15 protein-coding genes are annotated in these 15,252 nt (G+C 46.7%); 10 read left to right on the forward strand and 5 right to left on the reverse strand.

Features of this window, described 5'->3' with window-relative positions; genetic code table 11:
* Positions 1 to 9: 9 nt before the first annotated feature.
* Entirely contained in the window at positions 10 to 1,287 is a 1,278-nt protein-coding gene (locus EI981_RS11615; RefSeq protein ID WP_126998274.1) for a molybdopterin molybdotransferase MoeA, read from the forward strand.
* A gap of 3 nt (positions 1,288 to 1,290) precedes the next feature.
* Positions 1,291 to 1,899, forward strand: coding sequence for a molybdopterin-guanine dinucleotide biosynthesis protein B (gene mobB / locus EI981_RS11620; protein WP_126998276.1), 609 nt, complete (start codon positions 1,291 to 1,293; stop codon positions 1,897 to 1,899).
* A gap of 12 nt (positions 1,900 to 1,911) precedes the next feature.
* Here mobB and xerS read toward each other — a convergent pair whose 3' ends face one another.
* The 3 genes from xerS to EI981_RS11635 all read right to left on the reverse strand — a co-directional run bounded on the left by xerS (position 1,912) and on the right by EI981_RS11635 (position 4,351).
* Complete coding sequence (gene xerS / locus EI981_RS11625; RefSeq protein WP_126998278.1) at positions 1,912 to 2,991, reverse strand: tyrosine recombinase XerS; 1,080 nt, start codon at positions 2,989 to 2,991, stop codon at positions 1,912 to 1,914.
* A 6-nt stretch (positions 2,992 to 2,997) separates the two neighbouring features.
* Positions 2,998 to 3,666 (reverse strand): spermine/spermidine synthase domain-containing protein, encoded by a 669-nt coding sequence (locus tag EI981_RS11630; RefSeq protein WP_126998280.1) that lies wholly within the window; start codon positions 3,664 to 3,666, stop codon positions 2,998 to 3,000.
* A gap of 274 nt (positions 3,667 to 3,940) precedes the next feature.
* On the reverse strand, positions 3,941 to 4,351 hold the full coding sequence (locus EI981_RS11635; protein WP_126998282.1) for a MarR family winged helix-turn-helix transcriptional regulator: 411 nt from the start codon (positions 4,349 to 4,351) through the stop codon (positions 3,941 to 3,943).
* 195 nt (positions 4,352 to 4,546) lie between these two features.
* Between EI981_RS11635 and EI981_RS11640 the strand changes: the two genes are divergently transcribed.
* The 5 genes from EI981_RS11640 to EI981_RS11660 all read left to right on the forward strand — a co-directional run bounded on the left by EI981_RS11640 (position 4,547) and on the right by EI981_RS11660 (position 10,568).
* Entirely contained in the window at positions 4,547 to 5,815 is a 1,269-nt protein-coding gene (locus tag EI981_RS11640; protein WP_126998284.1) for an MFS transporter, read from the forward strand.
* Positions 5,816 to 6,135: 320 nt separating this feature from the next.
* The gene (locus tag EI981_RS11645; protein WP_237172664.1) at positions 6,136 to 6,354 is read left to right on the forward strand and encodes a DUF3898 domain-containing protein; all 219 of its coding nucleotides are present in this window, start codon (positions 6,136 to 6,138) and stop codon (positions 6,352 to 6,354) included.
* A 228-nt stretch (positions 6,355 to 6,582) separates the two neighbouring features.
* Positions 6,583 to 8,256: a spore germination protein gene (locus EI981_RS11650; protein WP_126998288.1), complete on the forward strand. Its 1,674-nt coding sequence runs from the start codon at positions 6,583 to 6,585 to the stop codon at positions 8,254 to 8,256.
* A 22-nt stretch (positions 8,257 to 8,278) separates the two neighbouring features.
* Positions 8,279 to 9,373: a GerAB/ArcD/ProY family transporter gene (locus EI981_RS11655; RefSeq protein ID WP_227011803.1), complete on the forward strand. Its 1,095-nt coding sequence runs from the start codon at positions 8,279 to 8,281 to the stop codon at positions 9,371 to 9,373.
* A gap of 10 nt (positions 9,374 to 9,383) precedes the next feature.
* Entirely contained in the window at positions 9,384 to 10,568 is a 1,185-nt protein-coding gene (locus EI981_RS11660; protein ID WP_162616145.1) for a Ger(x)C family spore germination protein, read from the forward strand.
* 56 nt (positions 10,569 to 10,624) lie between these two features.
* Here EI981_RS11660 and EI981_RS11665 read toward each other — a convergent pair whose 3' ends face one another.
* Positions 10,625 to 10,897, reverse strand: a complete 273-nt coding sequence (locus EI981_RS11665) for a hypothetical protein (protein ID WP_126998294.1) — start codon at positions 10,895 to 10,897, stop codon at positions 10,625 to 10,627.
* Between the two features lie 88 nt (positions 10,898 to 10,985).
* Between EI981_RS11665 and EI981_RS28990 the strand changes: the two genes are divergently transcribed.
* The 3 genes from EI981_RS28990 to EI981_RS11675 all read left to right on the forward strand — a co-directional run bounded on the left by EI981_RS28990 (position 10,986) and on the right by EI981_RS11675 (position 13,780).
* Positions 10,986 to 11,243: a hypothetical protein gene (locus tag EI981_RS28990; protein WP_227011804.1), complete on the forward strand. Its 258-nt coding sequence runs from the start codon at positions 10,986 to 10,988 to the stop codon at positions 11,241 to 11,243.
* Positions 11,244 to 11,412: 169 nt separating this feature from the next.
* The gene (locus EI981_RS11670) at positions 11,413 to 12,960 is read left to right on the forward strand and encodes a 2-isopropylmalate synthase (protein ID WP_126998296.1); all 1,548 of its coding nucleotides are present in this window, start codon (positions 11,413 to 11,415) and stop codon (positions 12,958 to 12,960) included.
* 16 nt (positions 12,961 to 12,976) lie between these two features.
* Positions 12,977 to 13,780, forward strand: coding sequence for a class I SAM-dependent methyltransferase (locus EI981_RS11675; RefSeq protein ID WP_126998298.1), 804 nt, complete (start codon positions 12,977 to 12,979; stop codon positions 13,778 to 13,780).
* A gap of 68 nt (positions 13,781 to 13,848) precedes the next feature.
* Here EI981_RS11675 and EI981_RS11680 read toward each other — a convergent pair whose 3' ends face one another.
* Entirely contained in the window at positions 13,849 to 14,775 is a 927-nt protein-coding gene (locus tag EI981_RS11680; RefSeq protein ID WP_126998300.1) for an L-lactate dehydrogenase, read from the reverse strand.
* Positions 14,776 to 15,252 lie beyond the last annotated feature (477 nt).

Here is a 15,252-nt window from a genome sequence, read left to right on the forward strand (position 1 = left end):
AAAAGAGACATGAATAACACAGCAGAAACAAACGAAGATAAATTCCGTCGCCAGGCCGTATCCGTCGAAGCGGCCCAAGCCCGTGTCATGCCATTCATCGTTCCGAGCGGAACAGAGCAAGTGAAGCTTGCTGAATCGATGGGAAGGATTCTGGCTGAGGATGTAGTTGCACCACATCCATATCCGTTCTTCCGCCGTTCGGGCATGGACGGCTATGCGGTCAAGAGCAGCGACACAGAGTATTGCCATGCTGAAGAGCCAGTTCTGCTACAAGTAGTGGATAACATCCCTTGCGGCAGTCTGCCTTCCGTTCCTATTGTTCCTGGCACAGCGGCGCGGATTATGACTGGTGCAAAGGTGCCCGATGAAGCTGATGCGGTTGTTATGCTAGAGATGACGGAGCAAGAGATTCAGGATGGACGAACTTATATTAAGCTAAAACGGCCGATTTCGTCAGGTCTAAATATTACTCCGGTCGGCTTTGAAATTTCCGCAGAGGATAGGCTTCTAGAAAAGGGACGCAAGCTGTCGGCTGGCGAGATCTCGGTACTGGCTACCTTCGGCCTGGCCTCGGTTCCTGTGATGAAGCGTCCACGGGTCGCTGTTCTCTCTACCGGCTCTGAGCTACTAGAGGTGGATGAGCCGCTGCAGGATGGCAAGATCCGCAATAGCAATACCTATATGCTGGCGAGTCAGATCATTGAAGCGGGAGGGGAACCTCATCTGCTTGAAGCGATTCCCGATCAATTGGACAAGGCCCGGCGGATCATCGAGCAGGCTTTGACCGACTATGATATTGTGATAACGACCGGTGGAGTGTCCGTCGGCGATTATGACATTATGGCTGATCTGGTCAAGGGGCCGGATGTAGAAATGCTGTTCAACAAAGTGACGATGCGTCCGGGCAGTGTGACAACAGCGGCAGTTAAGAACGGGAAGCTGCTATTCGCGCTTTCCGGTAATCCTGGTGCTTGCTTCGTCGGCTTCGAGCTATTTGTACGCCCGCTGCTTGGCGGGATGCTTGGCCGAGAGAAGCCATTTCTGGCAGAGATCTGCGCTGAGCTGGGTAGCGATTATATGAAAATTAACAACTTCACTCGGTTCGTAAGAGGAAGGTTGGATCTTTCCTCCGGGAAGGTTATCGCTTATCCAGCCTTACTTGATGAGTCGTCCGTAATGGTCACGATCAAGGACAGCGATGTGCTGATCGTTATACCACCAACGACAACCGGGGTTCAGGCTGGACAGCGGGTTAAGGTGCTGAAGCTGCCTGGCGGGGGATGGTGAACCATGAGTAAGCCGTTCGTCATCCAAATCGTCGGTTATAAGGACAGCGGAAAGACGACGCTGATCGGTAGAGTGCTGTCCTTGTTCAGCAGTATGAATTTGCGAGTAGCGGTGATTAAGCATGATGCTCATGGCTTTGAGATGGATCATAGTGGGACGGATACGTACGCTTATCGCCAACATGGTGCAGTGGCAATCGCGATCACTTCTCCTTACCAGACGGCGTTGATAGAAGAACAGGAGACGCCATTAAAGGAATTAATTGAGCGCTTCGGCGGTTATGATCTGATCTTAGTGGAGGGTCACAAGCAAGAAGTATTTCCGAAGATTGTGATGCTTCGCAGCGGCGAGGATCGGATACTGCTGCAGGAGCTGAATCAGGTGAAGGCCTGTGTAGTGAGGGAAACAGAGACGGTAGAGAATGGAAAAGCGGCGAATGGAGTCCCCCTGACCGAAAGGGCGGAGCACAATCCGTCGCAATCGGCAGGGGCTGGACAAGCCTTGTTAGAAGGAGATTTCACCGCCGCGCCTGTCGTTCATTTTGCAGCAGATGAGATTGAGAAAATAGCTGCCTGGATCCTAAGCGAAGCGGGGCTAACCGCCCTTTGCTAAATAGACGGTGAACTACTCTGCTCGCCGCTCAATCGCCTCGGACATCGTCTTGTCGGTCAAGTGGGCATATACCTCGGTCGTCTCGGTCGAGGCATGGCCAAGCTGCTCCTTTGTCTTATATATGTCATTTTGCAAATAGTAATCGGTAGCAAACGAATGGCGAAGCTTATGTACAGTCAGATAAGGCTTGCCAAAGCGTTTGGCATACTTGATAATCATCGCTTGAATGGCTCTCTTCGTCATTCGCTTGCCTTCGGTCTGACCGTTGGGCAGAGCGACGAAGAGGGCTTTTTCCCGTTTCGGGGTCCGATATCTTGTCTCTCGCAACGTCAAATAATGGACGAGGTCGTCTTTAGACTGTTCACGGAAATAGACCGGGGTCTTGAAGGTCTCGTCATTATTCCCTTTGCGGTATACGTAGAGCAATTTATTGTTCAGATCAAGATCATTCACATTCAGATTAACGACCTCGGACACCCGAAGTCCGGAATTTAGAATGAGGCTGGCAATACAGGCATCCCGTTCTTTATTATGCTCGTGGGCATAGAGCGCCTGTTTATTATTCTCGATGTCATGTCCATATCCTTCGGCAATGTAGCTAATGAATTCGATGAGCTCATCTTCTTCAAGAATTTTCCCCTTCAGCTTGGCCGCGGTATCCTTCGGTTTATGGATTCGTTTTATCTCCACCTTGGCCATAATATTACGCTTCAGCAACGGGTAGAAGTCCTCATCCTCGGCGATTTGACTTAGATAATGAAATAGAGAGCGGAGGGAGGACATTTTGCGCGAGACTGTGATCTTTGAGTTCGTACCCTCTGTTCGGGTCGTTAAATGCAGACGATATCCAACGACACTCTCCATTCGCAAGGTTTCTAGCTCCAGCAGAGTGACCCCGGCGTTATGTTCAGCTACAGATAATCCTTCGGCACGAAGCCAGCCAAAAAATTGTTCGTAATCTCTTATATACTCCAGCAGGGTGGAGGGGGAGAGATCTGGCAGCTTATAATCAATGAATTGCTGTACGAACCAAGGCATGTGAACTACCCGTTCGTCCAACTTTTTGCGATCGACCACTTTTTGTACATTCATTTGTAATTACACCTCCAGCTTGCGTGAGAGAAATATGTAATCCGGTTCCCCACGGGACTGCTCAACCGTAAGCACCTCGACGTTGCCAAAATATTGCTTCATTCGCTCCGCAAATTCGGGCGAAGCGGTGGCGCTCCAGAAAGTAATGCAACCACCGGGCTGAAGCAGCTTATGCAGTTTACAGAAGCTGTTCTCGTGGTAAAGAGAATGATTCTGCTCGAACACTTTCCAATCCGGGCCGTTGTCAATGTCCAGACAGATTAGATCGAATTGCTCATCTGTCGCTTCAATCCACTCGATGAGATCTGTGTGAATGATTCTGGTCTTGGGGTGCTCCAATGCCCGATCAGACACATCTGCCAGTTCCATCTCATTCCACGCAATAATCTTCTGCTCGATTTCTACGACGGTAACTTGTTCTGCACGAGGGTCAAGCAGGGCCTCCTGTAGGGAGAATCCAACGCCAAGTCCGCCAATCAATACATGATGAGGCTGTGAGACATATTGTAAAGCACTGCGCACAAGCAGGCGTTCTGATTCCCCGTTGTAGGTTGCCATGAGAAATGTGCCATTGCTGATGATTTCGTAATCATTTCCCCTACGTTGAAGCTGGATTTCGCCTCGGGGTGTCATCGCCCGCTCGATAATCTCAGCAGGATAGTCGCTATAGTTCATGAGCGCATCTCCTTTGCTAAAAGTATGGTGATGGTGATTAGAATCAGCCGTTATAGCTCTTTAGAGCCTACTTACTATTGTACACGAATACTGCTCGAAAATATCAACAAATCTCATTTATTATAAAATTACATCATATGAAAAATTCATAATAGAAAGAACCAAAAACGAACCTTGTTCCTTCGAGCAATAATGCAAATTTTATATAATTTTAGCTCTAACACCAATCGTAAAAAAGGTGCAGTTGCAAATCCAGTAGAAGAAAAAGGCTCTTTCAATTAAAGGTTCGGTTGAGCTTTTGCAAGAGAGCGCCGAATTGCTCTGCTTCTTCATTGCTCCAATCCTTCAGTAGATTACCGATCCGTTCCTGCCGCGCAGTTCTTGCCTCTTGAAATTTCTGCTGCCCTAGTTCGGTGACCTCCAGAAAATAAGCTCTACCATCAGACGGATCAGGAGTACGCAATACATAGCCTTTCTCCTCTAACGAAGATACCTGTCTGCTGACGGTCGATATATCGAGATGAAACTCATCTGCCAAAGTCTTTACCCCGGCTTTGCCATGCGCCATAATTTGATGAATTAAGATATAGGCTGAACGGTCAAGCACCTCGTGCTTACGGTTAGTAATTCTGCGATATAAGATTGCAAGTTCAAGCTCAATTTTATCGAGATTATGATTGTTCACTTCGACTCACCTCAAATAATTATACAAGCTGTAGTATGTCCACCAATTAATACTAACACATTGAGCAGTGCAATATAAATTCAAAGCAAGTTGATCGAAATTGTATTGACAACACTCCAAGTAGTTGTATAATACAATGATGTAGTTGTATGATGCAATTATATTTTATGGGAAACAGTAGGAGGGAAATGATACATGTCTTCAAAACCAGCGGCACTATCTGCCGAATCAAGTCTATTGGAGCCGGAACAGACAGCAACGAGTTTGCTTAAGCAGCCGAGAGCGGTATGGGCCGTATTCTTCGCCAGTATCGTTGCCTTCATGGGTCTGGGTCTGGTCGATCCGATACTGCCTGCGATTGCAAGAAATTTACATGCCAGCAGCAGTGAGGTATCCTTGCTATTCACTAGCTATAACGCGGTAATGGCGATTGCCATGCTGATTACCGGTGTTATTTCTTCAAGACTAGGAATTAAAAGAACGTTGTTGCTCGGCATCGTTATTATTGCGATATTCTCATTTTTAGGTGGCTACTTCGATAATATATGGGTGATTATCGGTATGCGTGGAGGCTGGGGCCTCGGTAACGCGCTGTTCGTAGCTACCGCATTGTCAGCGATTGTTACTCTCTCCGGCAGCGGTACGACGCAAGCGGTCATTTTGTATGAAGCTGCGGTCGGATTGGGGATTTCCGTCGGCCCACTGCTGGGCGGATGGCTGGGAGCGATCAGTTGGAAAGGACCTTTCTTCGGCGTAGCTTCGCTAATGGTTGTAGCGTTTATCGGCCTTAGCATACTTATGCCTCGGTCTAAGGCTTCCACTTCTGAAGCTGGAAAGTCTGGAACACCATCTAAAACCTCAATTTCAGCACCCTTCCGTGCTTTAAAGCATCGTTCTTTGCTTGTCCTCGGATTGACTGCCTGCTTCTACAATTTTGGATTCTTCACACTTATGGCTTATGCGCCTCTAGTGTTAGGTGAGATGGGCGTTGATGAGCATGGCCTCGGCTATATCTTTCTAGGCTGGGGAATTCTGCTGGCGATCACATCCGTGTTCGTGGCCCCCATTTTGAAGGAAAAATTCGGTACCGTTAAATCGATGAGTGCGATGCTGTTCTTGTTCTCTCTCTGTCTGCTTGCAATGGGGATATGGACAGATTCCAAGCTAGCTATCATTACCTCTGTAGTTGTTGCTGGTGCGTTGTTGGGGAACAATAACACACTGATTACAGCTGCTGTAATGAATGCAGCTCCGGTTGAGCGCTCTACAGCTTCGGCTGCTTATAGCTTCCTGCGTTTTATCGGCGGCGCGATTGCTCCGTATTTGGCGGGAAAATTAGGTGAGAACTTCAATTCGCATGTGCCATTTATCGTGGGATCTGCATTTGTACTCATTGCTGTCTTGTTCGTATTCATGAATCAGCATCATGTTAAGCATGTGGATGATGCGCCAAGCGGACATTAATAGATATAGCTGCTTCGGCGGGATTAAATTTTGCATCCCATCTAATCAATACTCTGGAACGATGGATCACCGACTGGATCCGTTCCAGGGTATTTTCATTTTATGGCACAAGACCTTCTCGACATATTTCGTGATATAATGAGCTATTGTCTGCTACGGTTTTTTCAGATGCGTAAAGGGGTTATTATTTCATGAAATTTACGGTTAATTACTTATCATTCTTCGTTATTCAAGTGGAGGGCAAGTAAGGCCAGACCGTCAAGAATTACAAGCATTAGCGTATCGTAGAGATTAAGCCGGAGATTGAGCTAAAATTCAGAATCGGCGATACGGTCGTCAAGGGGGAACTGGCTGACTTCGGCAACGAGGTTCATATTGCCAAGTTGAATGGCCGCTATGCGGTTATTCTTGAAGGTGAATCTATTTCTTTTGATAAGGCATTCTCTCCGGTTGAGCTGTTGCAGCCAGATTCATTTGAGGTTGTCGCTCAGCGGATCATGGATAAGAAGGTAGAGGACGACGATTTGCCTCCTTTTTAAGCTTTATCAATGAGAAAGATCCTCTAATACTTGAGATTTCGATAGTAATACAACAAGCAACAAGCGCTTATCTGCTGCGGTTATTTTTTTACCCGCCAGATAAGCGCTTTTTCTTATGGTCACAAGCTCCTTTTGCATGATTTGGACAGTTCTGGAAAGACTACATGTTGCGAATATTACGTCGGATTTTGGTAATCTCATGGCTTTGGAGCCGTTAGGATGATGAATATGTGGAAATTCATAGTATCTCATTTTCCGGGCTGGGACGTTGTTTTTCAAGCGATCATGTTATTAGTTCTGCCTGTGGTCTTCTATTTTCTGTCTAATTGGGTGAAATCTAGATTGAGCAATCGAAGCTATGCAAAGAGCAAGGAGGCTAGTACGGCGGGAGCCGTGAGTAACAGTGACGATGAAGAGTTTGCCGGCGAACAGCCGGTAACGGGGAACTATGATCATGATCTCTCGGTGCTTAAGCAACAAGCCGTCAATCATTGCGATATACATATCAGGGAGTTCACAATTGGGAGGGCGAATAGAGCTGCTGTTCTTTATGTAGATGGACTTTATGATAAGAATCTGATGGATACGCAGGTTCTGGAGTCGTTGATGAACAAAGGGGGAGGGGGTACCTCAACCTCTCAGGAAATCCCTATCACGAAAGAGAATTTGGTGAATCAGATTCTTCCGGTCAGTCAAGTCAGTGATACCGGTCAGCTGGATCAGGTCGTGGAGGATATATTGACGGGCGTCGTTGCTCTACTAGTTGAAGGGTTAGAAGAAATATTGATGATTAGTGGCTCAGCTGGGAATAGCAGAGGGATTGAAGAGCCGGTATCGGAAGGGCTATTAAGAGGCCCGCGCGCGGGATTCACCGAAACCTTAAGCGATAATACAGCTTTATTAAGGCGTCATGGGAAGAACGAGAGCTTGCAGATGATCAAGTTCAAGGTTGGGGAGCGTGCTCAAAAGAATCTGATCGTCGCTTATATGAGAGATATCGCCAACTCTGAACTAGTCGATGAGGTCATTCGCCGCATAGAGGCGATCGACATGGATTATTTGCCGGAGTCAGGTTATGTGGAGCAATTGATCGAGGACAATAGCTTGAGCCCGTTCCAACAAGTCCAGAGTACCGAACGTCCGGACCGGGTCATCGGTGCTTTAATGGAAGGTCGAGTGGCCATATTACTTGACGGGACCCCATTTGTGCTTATTGTCCCTGTTACCTTCAGTATGCTGCTCCAGTCTCCGGAAGATTATTATGAGCGATGGATACCGGCTTCGCTGTTGCGGTTGCTGCGGTTCTTTACCGCCTTCTTGGCTGTATTTACTCCTGCTATATACATCTCGTTCATTTCATTTAATCAAGGTCTAATTCCTACCGAATTAGTGGTTACGATTATAGAGTCCAGACTAAGCGTTCCATTCCCTTCGATTATCGAAGCGCTTATTATGGAAGTCTCGATTGAAATACTTAGAGAAGCTGGTATTCGTCTGCCCAAACCTATCGGTCCAGCAATGGGTATCGTTGGAGGTCTGATTATCGGTGATGCTGCAGTAAATGCAGGAATTATTAGTCCTTTCCTCGTTATTGTTGTAGCGGTAACTGCTATTTCATCATTCGCTATACCGTCCTATAGTACGGGAATTACACTACGGATGCTGCGGTTTCTTGCGATGTTCTTCGCTGCTTTCCTCGGTCTATTTGGAACTGTGATGTTCTTTATACTGGTCTGCAGCCATCTGGCGAAGCTGAAGAGCTTCGGCGTAGCATATATTAGTCCATTGTCTCCTTTCCGATGGAATGATTGGAAGGACTTCATTTTCCGCATGCCATTCAAGCTGATGAACCGGCGCCCTATTCTGATGAAGACGAGGGATTCCACCCGCAGAAATAAATGAGGGCGTGATGGAGGAGTGTACTATGTTAACCGAAGATAAGAAAATCACGACATTCCAAACGGCAGTTATCATCAGCAATTGCATGCTTGGCTCTGGGATTCTCACGTTACCTAGGGTACTTGCTGATAGTATGAAAAATTCTGATGGCTGGCTTTCATTGATTATAGGTGGTTTTTTGGTTATGCTGGCCGGATTGTGCATTGTTAAATTATGCCGACGATTCCCCGGGAAGACAATCTTTCAATTTTCTACTGATCTGATGGGGAAGTGGCTGGGGAGCGTGTTCAATGTTGGACTTGCTCTTTTTTATATTTTCATAGCGGCATTTGAATTAAGAGTGATGTTTGAAGTGACGACACTCTACCTGCTTGAGCAGGTTCCCAGATGGACGATCTTGATGGCTTTTATTTGGGTTGGATTATATATAGTCCTGGGGGGGCTTGGGGCGATAGCTCGATTATTCGAGATTATTTTACCCATTACGATTGTGGTATTTGTTATTTCTTTGCTACTGAGCAGTAAAATTTTTGAAATAGACAATTTGCTCCCTGTGCTTGGTGACGGAGTTTTCCCAGTGCTGAAGGGCGTGGGTTCAACCGTGCTCGTCTTCCTAGGACATGAGCTCATGTTCATCCTTACACCAGAAATGCAGCAACCTGAGAAGGCTGGGAAGGCGGTTGTTATGGGGATTACGGTCCCTTTATTTCTGAATCTGATCGCGTTTATTATGGTGATCGGTGGAATGAGTGTGCATGGGGCTATCAGCAGTACCTGGCCGACCGTGGATTTATTGCGTAGCTTCGAGATTAAGGGGCTCTTCTTTGAGAGATTCGATTTTTTCCTGCTTGTGATCTGGATCATGCAAATTCTAACAACCTTCTCTATTTTGCAATACACATCTTCTATCGGGTTTGCACAGACTTTTAGAATCAATAATAAGCCGATCCTATACTTCTCGATGCCTCTTATATTTATAATCGCTTCGGTTCCCCGAGACGTGAATGAGCTCTTAAGTTTCAGTGGTGTGTTTGGAGAAATCGGGGTTTCATTGTTCATGATTCTACCTCCTATAATGCTGCTATATGCAGTTATCTTCAAAAAGGGCGGTGTGAGGTGATATGAGTCGAATGAAGCGGTATGTACTGGTTATTTTCTTGCTCCTGGTGCTGTTGAACCTCACTGGCTGCTGGGGAATCAAAGAAATCGAGGATCAGACAGTGCTTGTGGGGATTGGAATGGACGTGGCTAATCCATCAAATGAGGAGAAGCAACTGGCTGAAAATGGGAATTCATACCCGAAGAAGAATCGGGTTACACTTACATTTCAAATCATCCCTTTTGAAATGAGACAAAGTTCTGGAAAATCGGATAAATCAAGTAATGAGCTGTATTCGAACATTCAGGAAACCGGAGATTCCATGTTCCAAATGCTCCGCAAGATGGCAACACGGAGATCCAAGCCGATGATGGGCCATCATGTCAAAGTGATTGTCATATCAGAAGAGCTTGCGAAGCGTATAGAAATTGACAAGCTGTTGAAGTTCGTACTTAGAGATAACGATATTAGACCGAGCTGCCTTGTATTTATAAGTAATAGCAAAGCGAGCGAGGTGCTCGTTAGTAACAACTCTGGTGAAGTTCCGTCCTTGGAGCTTGCGGGCCTGGCCGAGAATGGGAGCAAAGCCAACAATGTACTGCCTCCTAAAAGTCTGACCAAGCTGGACGGAATTATTAATTCCGGGCAGAGCTTCATCCTGCAAAATCTCTCCAGCTCTAGCGATGAGGTAGCTGTTGCCGGGGCATCCGTCATTAAGGGGAAGAACAGAAAATGGATCGGTTCCTTATCCATTCGGGAGGTTCTTGCGCTATCCTGGATTCGAGGGTCGGTCAAAGGCGGGGTGATTAAAACCTATGACAAGCAAGGGAATGTGCTGACCTACGAAATCATCTCCGCCAAGTCCAAGGTTAAAGCCAAGACCAGCGGAAAAGATATTTCTTTCCAAGTAAGTATCCGGTCGAAAGGAAGACTTATTGAGAACTGGGATACGAAGGAGCCAGCCGATAAGGAAGAATTCATAAAAGAAGCGGAAGGTTATTTCAAGCAGGAACTGATGAATATGATGACGGATACGCTCCATACAATGCAAGATGTACACCAGGTCGATGTCGGAGGGTTCAGGAATCATCTTCGTATTCAGCATCCCAAAGTATGGCGGAAGGTTGAACAGGATTGGGATAGCGTATTTAGCAGATCGGATGTGAAATTTGACGTGGATTTGATCATTGAAGATACAGGCTCTTCCGTCAAATAAAATTCTTGATATGATGTGGACTTCTTTTATCAAAAAAAATAACTATTGACTAAAATTTAGATTTGTGAATATAATATGATCAAGATTTTGAAAAGATTGGCTATGAAGAGGATCAGGTCATGCGGGCGCTTATGTCCAGAGAGCGGTGTATCTGCTGAAATCACCGTCTTAATCCCGAGTACCGACTCACCTCTGAGCTGTTGTCCTGAATCGCTGTTCAGCGTTAGGGAGAGCCGGTTTGCACCCGTTAACGTGCGCAGATCGCGAAGATTTTCGCTCTGCCTGAGGCTGTACGTTTTTAGATGTACAGTGAAGCTGGGTGGTACCACGGAAGTTAACCCCTTTCGTCCCATGGCGCATTTTATGCGCGGGATGAGAGGGGTTTTTTGATTTATTTTTGATTGTTCTGGTGTAAGAATGCCTAAGTATGTGTTTAAACAACCTCTAATCGAATATGGAATGGCTAAGATAAGGACCAGATACGACGGATTATGTCCAGAGAACGGCGAACATGCTGAAATCGCCGCCTTAATCAGCGTATCAACTCGCCTAGGAGCTGCATCTCTGAACGCTGCTGCACTCAGCAGAAGTAAGTCATTAAGAGATGCCGGGTTTTGCCCGTTATTGCATGTTGGATCTGACCATAAAGTGGTTATGATTCAGTTGAGGCCGTAATTACAAATTGGGCTGTTTCAGGGGACCCCTGGAACTTGCTCCGAAGTAGACGGCAAAACAAGGGTGGTACCGCGGAAGTGAACCTCTTTCGCCCCTGCACAGGTTATTAGACCTGTAGCAGAGGCGTGAGAGGTTTTTTAAATATCATTTTGAAGGGATGGAATGAAAGATGAGAAAAATTTATGTGTTTGATACGACACTGCGTGACGGGGAACAATCGCCGGGAGTGAGCCTGACGACGGAGGAAAAGGTAGAGATTGCGATTCAGCTTCAGAAGCTGGGGATCGACCGGATTGAAGCAGGATTCGCGGCAGCCTCGCCGGGAGAGATCGAGAGCATTCGTGCGGTATCGAGACAAGTCAAGAATGCAACGCTGCTGAGTCTGGCCCGTTGTCACGTGAAGGATATTGATGCAGTTGTAGAAGCACTGCGTGATGCCGAGGATCCTTGCCTTCATCTCGTGTTGGCCACATCGCCAATCCACCGGGAGCACAAGCTTCATATGGATAAGGCGAAAATTCTGGAGACAGCTGCATCAGCCATTCGCTATGGCCGGAAGTTCTTTAGCAAGGTTGAATTCTCCGCAGAGGATGCCAGCCGGACGGAGATCGACTTCCTGTGCGAAGTGACCAAGATGGCAATTGATGCCGGAGCCTGCGTTGTTAATCTGCCGGATACAGTGGGCTTCGCTACTCCTGAGCAATTCGGCAATATGTTCAAGATGATCAAATCCAGTGTACCGGGTATTGAGAAGATTCAGCTAAGCACGCACTGCCATGATGATCTGGGGATGGCAACGGCCAACACACTGGCAGCGATCGCGAATGGTGTTGATCAGTTCGAGGGTACCATTAACGGTATTGGCGAGAGAGCGGGTAATACATGCCTGGAGGAAGTCGCCCTGGCACTGGAAACCAGAAGTGATTATTACGGAGCAAAAACATCCCTGAACTTGAGCGAGATCTACCGTACCAGCCGTATGGTTAGCAAATTGACTGGGATGAGTGTGCCTGGCAACAAGGCGATTGTAGGTGTGAACGCATTTGCTCATGAGTCAGGCATCCATCAGGACGGTATGCTGAAGAATCGTAGCACTTATGAGATCATTACGCCGGAGACGATTGGCGCAAGCTCAAGCAAGCTCGTGCTCGGCAAACATTCAGGCCGCCATGCGTTCAAGGAGAAATTAATTGATCTGGGCTATGAGCTTAACGAGGAGCAGCTTAATATTGCTTTTTCCAAGTTCAAGGTATTGGCTGATCGTAAGAAGAATATTCTGTCCGAAGATATCCGGGCCTTGCTGGACGAGAATATGGCAGAAGGACCTAAGCCGCTTACGCTGGACAATATTCAAGTGTCTTATGGGAACAAGACGATGCCTACTGCAGCAGTTCGTATTATGAAAGAGAACGGGGATATGGTGGAAGAGGCCGCGGTGGGCAACGGCTCGGTGGATGCTGTATATCAAGCGATTGCTAAGGCTACTGGCATCATTGCTGAACTGGAAGACTACACGATTCATTCGGTGACACATGGGACGGATGCGCAGGGTGAGGTTCATGTGGTGCTCAGGCAAGGAGAGGCATCCGCTAGCGGCCGCGGTGTGAGCACGGATATCATCGAGGCGAGTGCAAAGGCTTATCTGGAAGCAATGAACCGTCTCATCAGTCGTCAGGACCGTGAGAAGCGTCGTGAAGGAAATATTGTGATTTACTAAAGAGTGGGGTGAATGCATGAGTGATGAATCGGCGAAGAGAAGAGCGGTACTGAATCATTCCGGTGTGATTGACTCGCGAACGCTAGCGGATTCACACAGGCGATTGGCCGAGCTGATCAGACCTGGAATGTATGTACTGGATGTAGGTTGTGGGACCGGAGCAATTACGCGAGGAATTGCAGAGATTACGGGCCCGGAAGGTAGGGTCATCGGAATCGATAACAATCCAGACTGGATTGCCAAAGCGAGGGAAGAGACGCAGGGAATTCCGGGGATCACCTTTGAAATCGGCGACATCTATGATCTTAAACTTGAACAGCAATTCGATATCGTGACTTCTGCCAGGGTATTGCAATGGTTGAGCAGCCCCTACACGGCAATTGAACAGATGGTCAAAAGGGTTAGGAGCGGAGGAAAATTGCTCATACTTGATTATAACCATCATAGAATAGAATGGAGTCCACCCATTCCACCGTCGATGCAAAGCTTCTACGATGCTTTTCTGAGGTGGCGCTCAGATGCCGAAATGGATAATGAAATAACCGACCATTTGGCAGAGCTGATGGAGAAGACCGGTGAACTGACCGATATCGTATCTCTGTCTCAGCTTGATATCACTCAACATCAGGAGCCGGAATTCATCCACAAAGCACTGATCTGGGCTGAGGTCGCCGATTTCAAAGGCAAGCAGATGGCCCTGGACGGTTATATCTCAGAGCAGGATCGGGCCAGAGCGGAAGAGGATTACCGCATCTGGGTCCAGAGCTATGGTGAATCGCAGAAGATGTATCTTCGATCCGTCGAAGCAACCAAAAATTAAATATGAGATTTTATTTAAAAAAGCAGCCAATTCGCAGGTTAACCCGCATGTTGGCTGCTTTTCTTATTTTACAGTTCGAGTTCGGCAATAGCGGCCTTGAGCTTGTTAGCTGAAGCCTGAAATTTCTCAAGTTCTTCATCGTTAAGCTCAAGATTGAGCACTTCACGTACGCCTGTACTGTCTACAATACAAGGTACTCCAAGATATACATCCGATACTCCATTGTAGTCGTTCAACAGGGTAGAGACGTTCAAGACGGAAGCTTCATTCTTCAGAATGGAGACGATGATACGGTCGAGTGCCAGGGCAATTGCATAGAAGGTTGCACCTTTTGCATTAATGATCTCATAAGCAGCATTCTTGGTGCTCTCGAAGATACGCTCGCGCTCTTCATCCGTGAATTCCACATCGATACCGGCCACGTTAGCCAGGCTCCATAACGGCAATTCGGAATCTCCGTGCTCCCCGATAATATGAGCATGGATACTGCGCGGATTAATCTCCTTCGCCTCACCGATCAGGTAGCGGAAGCGTGCGCTGTCAAGCAGAGTACCAGAGCCAATGACCCGGTTGGAAGGGAAGCCACTCTTCTTCAAGGATACATAGGATAAAATATCCACTGGGTTCGTTGCGACAAGGATGATACCATGGGTATTGTACTTCACAATGTTCTGGATGATGCTGTCAAAAATACGGGCATTGCGCTTCAGCAGATCGATTCTTGTCTCACCGGGTTGCTGAGACGCTCCGGCCGCGATAACGATAATGTCGGCGCCAGCGCAATCACTGTAATCGCCCGCCCAGATTTTCATACCGCCTGTAAATGGCAGACCGTGGTTCATATCAAGAGCTTCACCTAACGCTCTTTCTTTGTTTGCGTCGATCAGAACTAGCTCTGATACTCGTTCCCGAAGCAATAAAGTGTAGGCTGTGGTTGCTCCAACGGCACCGGTACCGATAATAACGACTTTACTTGAAGAAACTTTAGGTTCCATTCGCTTCACTCCTTATTGGCTCGAAAAGTAGTACATATATGTATGTACCCGGTAAATCGTACTTCATTCATTGTACATGAAATGGATTGAATTTGAAGCAAAAAGTTATGATTTAAACTACAAAATTTTAATATATGTTGTCGAAAGAAATAATGTCGACATGGGTTCGTTATCCTTGTGATGGTTTATTTATTTCATAATACGACTCATTTTATGCAGGGCTACTCACTAGTGAGTCAGATATTTACTTAGCCGTAATAGATTGTAACCATTCTGTAAGGACGGCGTAGTCTAAATATATTATTCTATTAATATAAATATAAATTAAGATAGGAACAGCGGTGATATGAATGTCTAATTTTAGAAAAACGGAAGATCCAGTCATCATGAGATCAAGAAAATCGAGAAACAAGAGAAAACGTCGAATTAAGCCCATTGTTACTATCGCGATAATTTTGACGTCGGCTGCAATCATTT

The organism is Paenibacillus lutimineralis (genome assembly GCF_003991425.1).
In the GTDB taxonomy this organism is placed as follows: Bacteria; Bacillota; Bacilli; order Paenibacillales; family Paenibacillaceae; genus Fontibacillus; species Fontibacillus lutimineralis.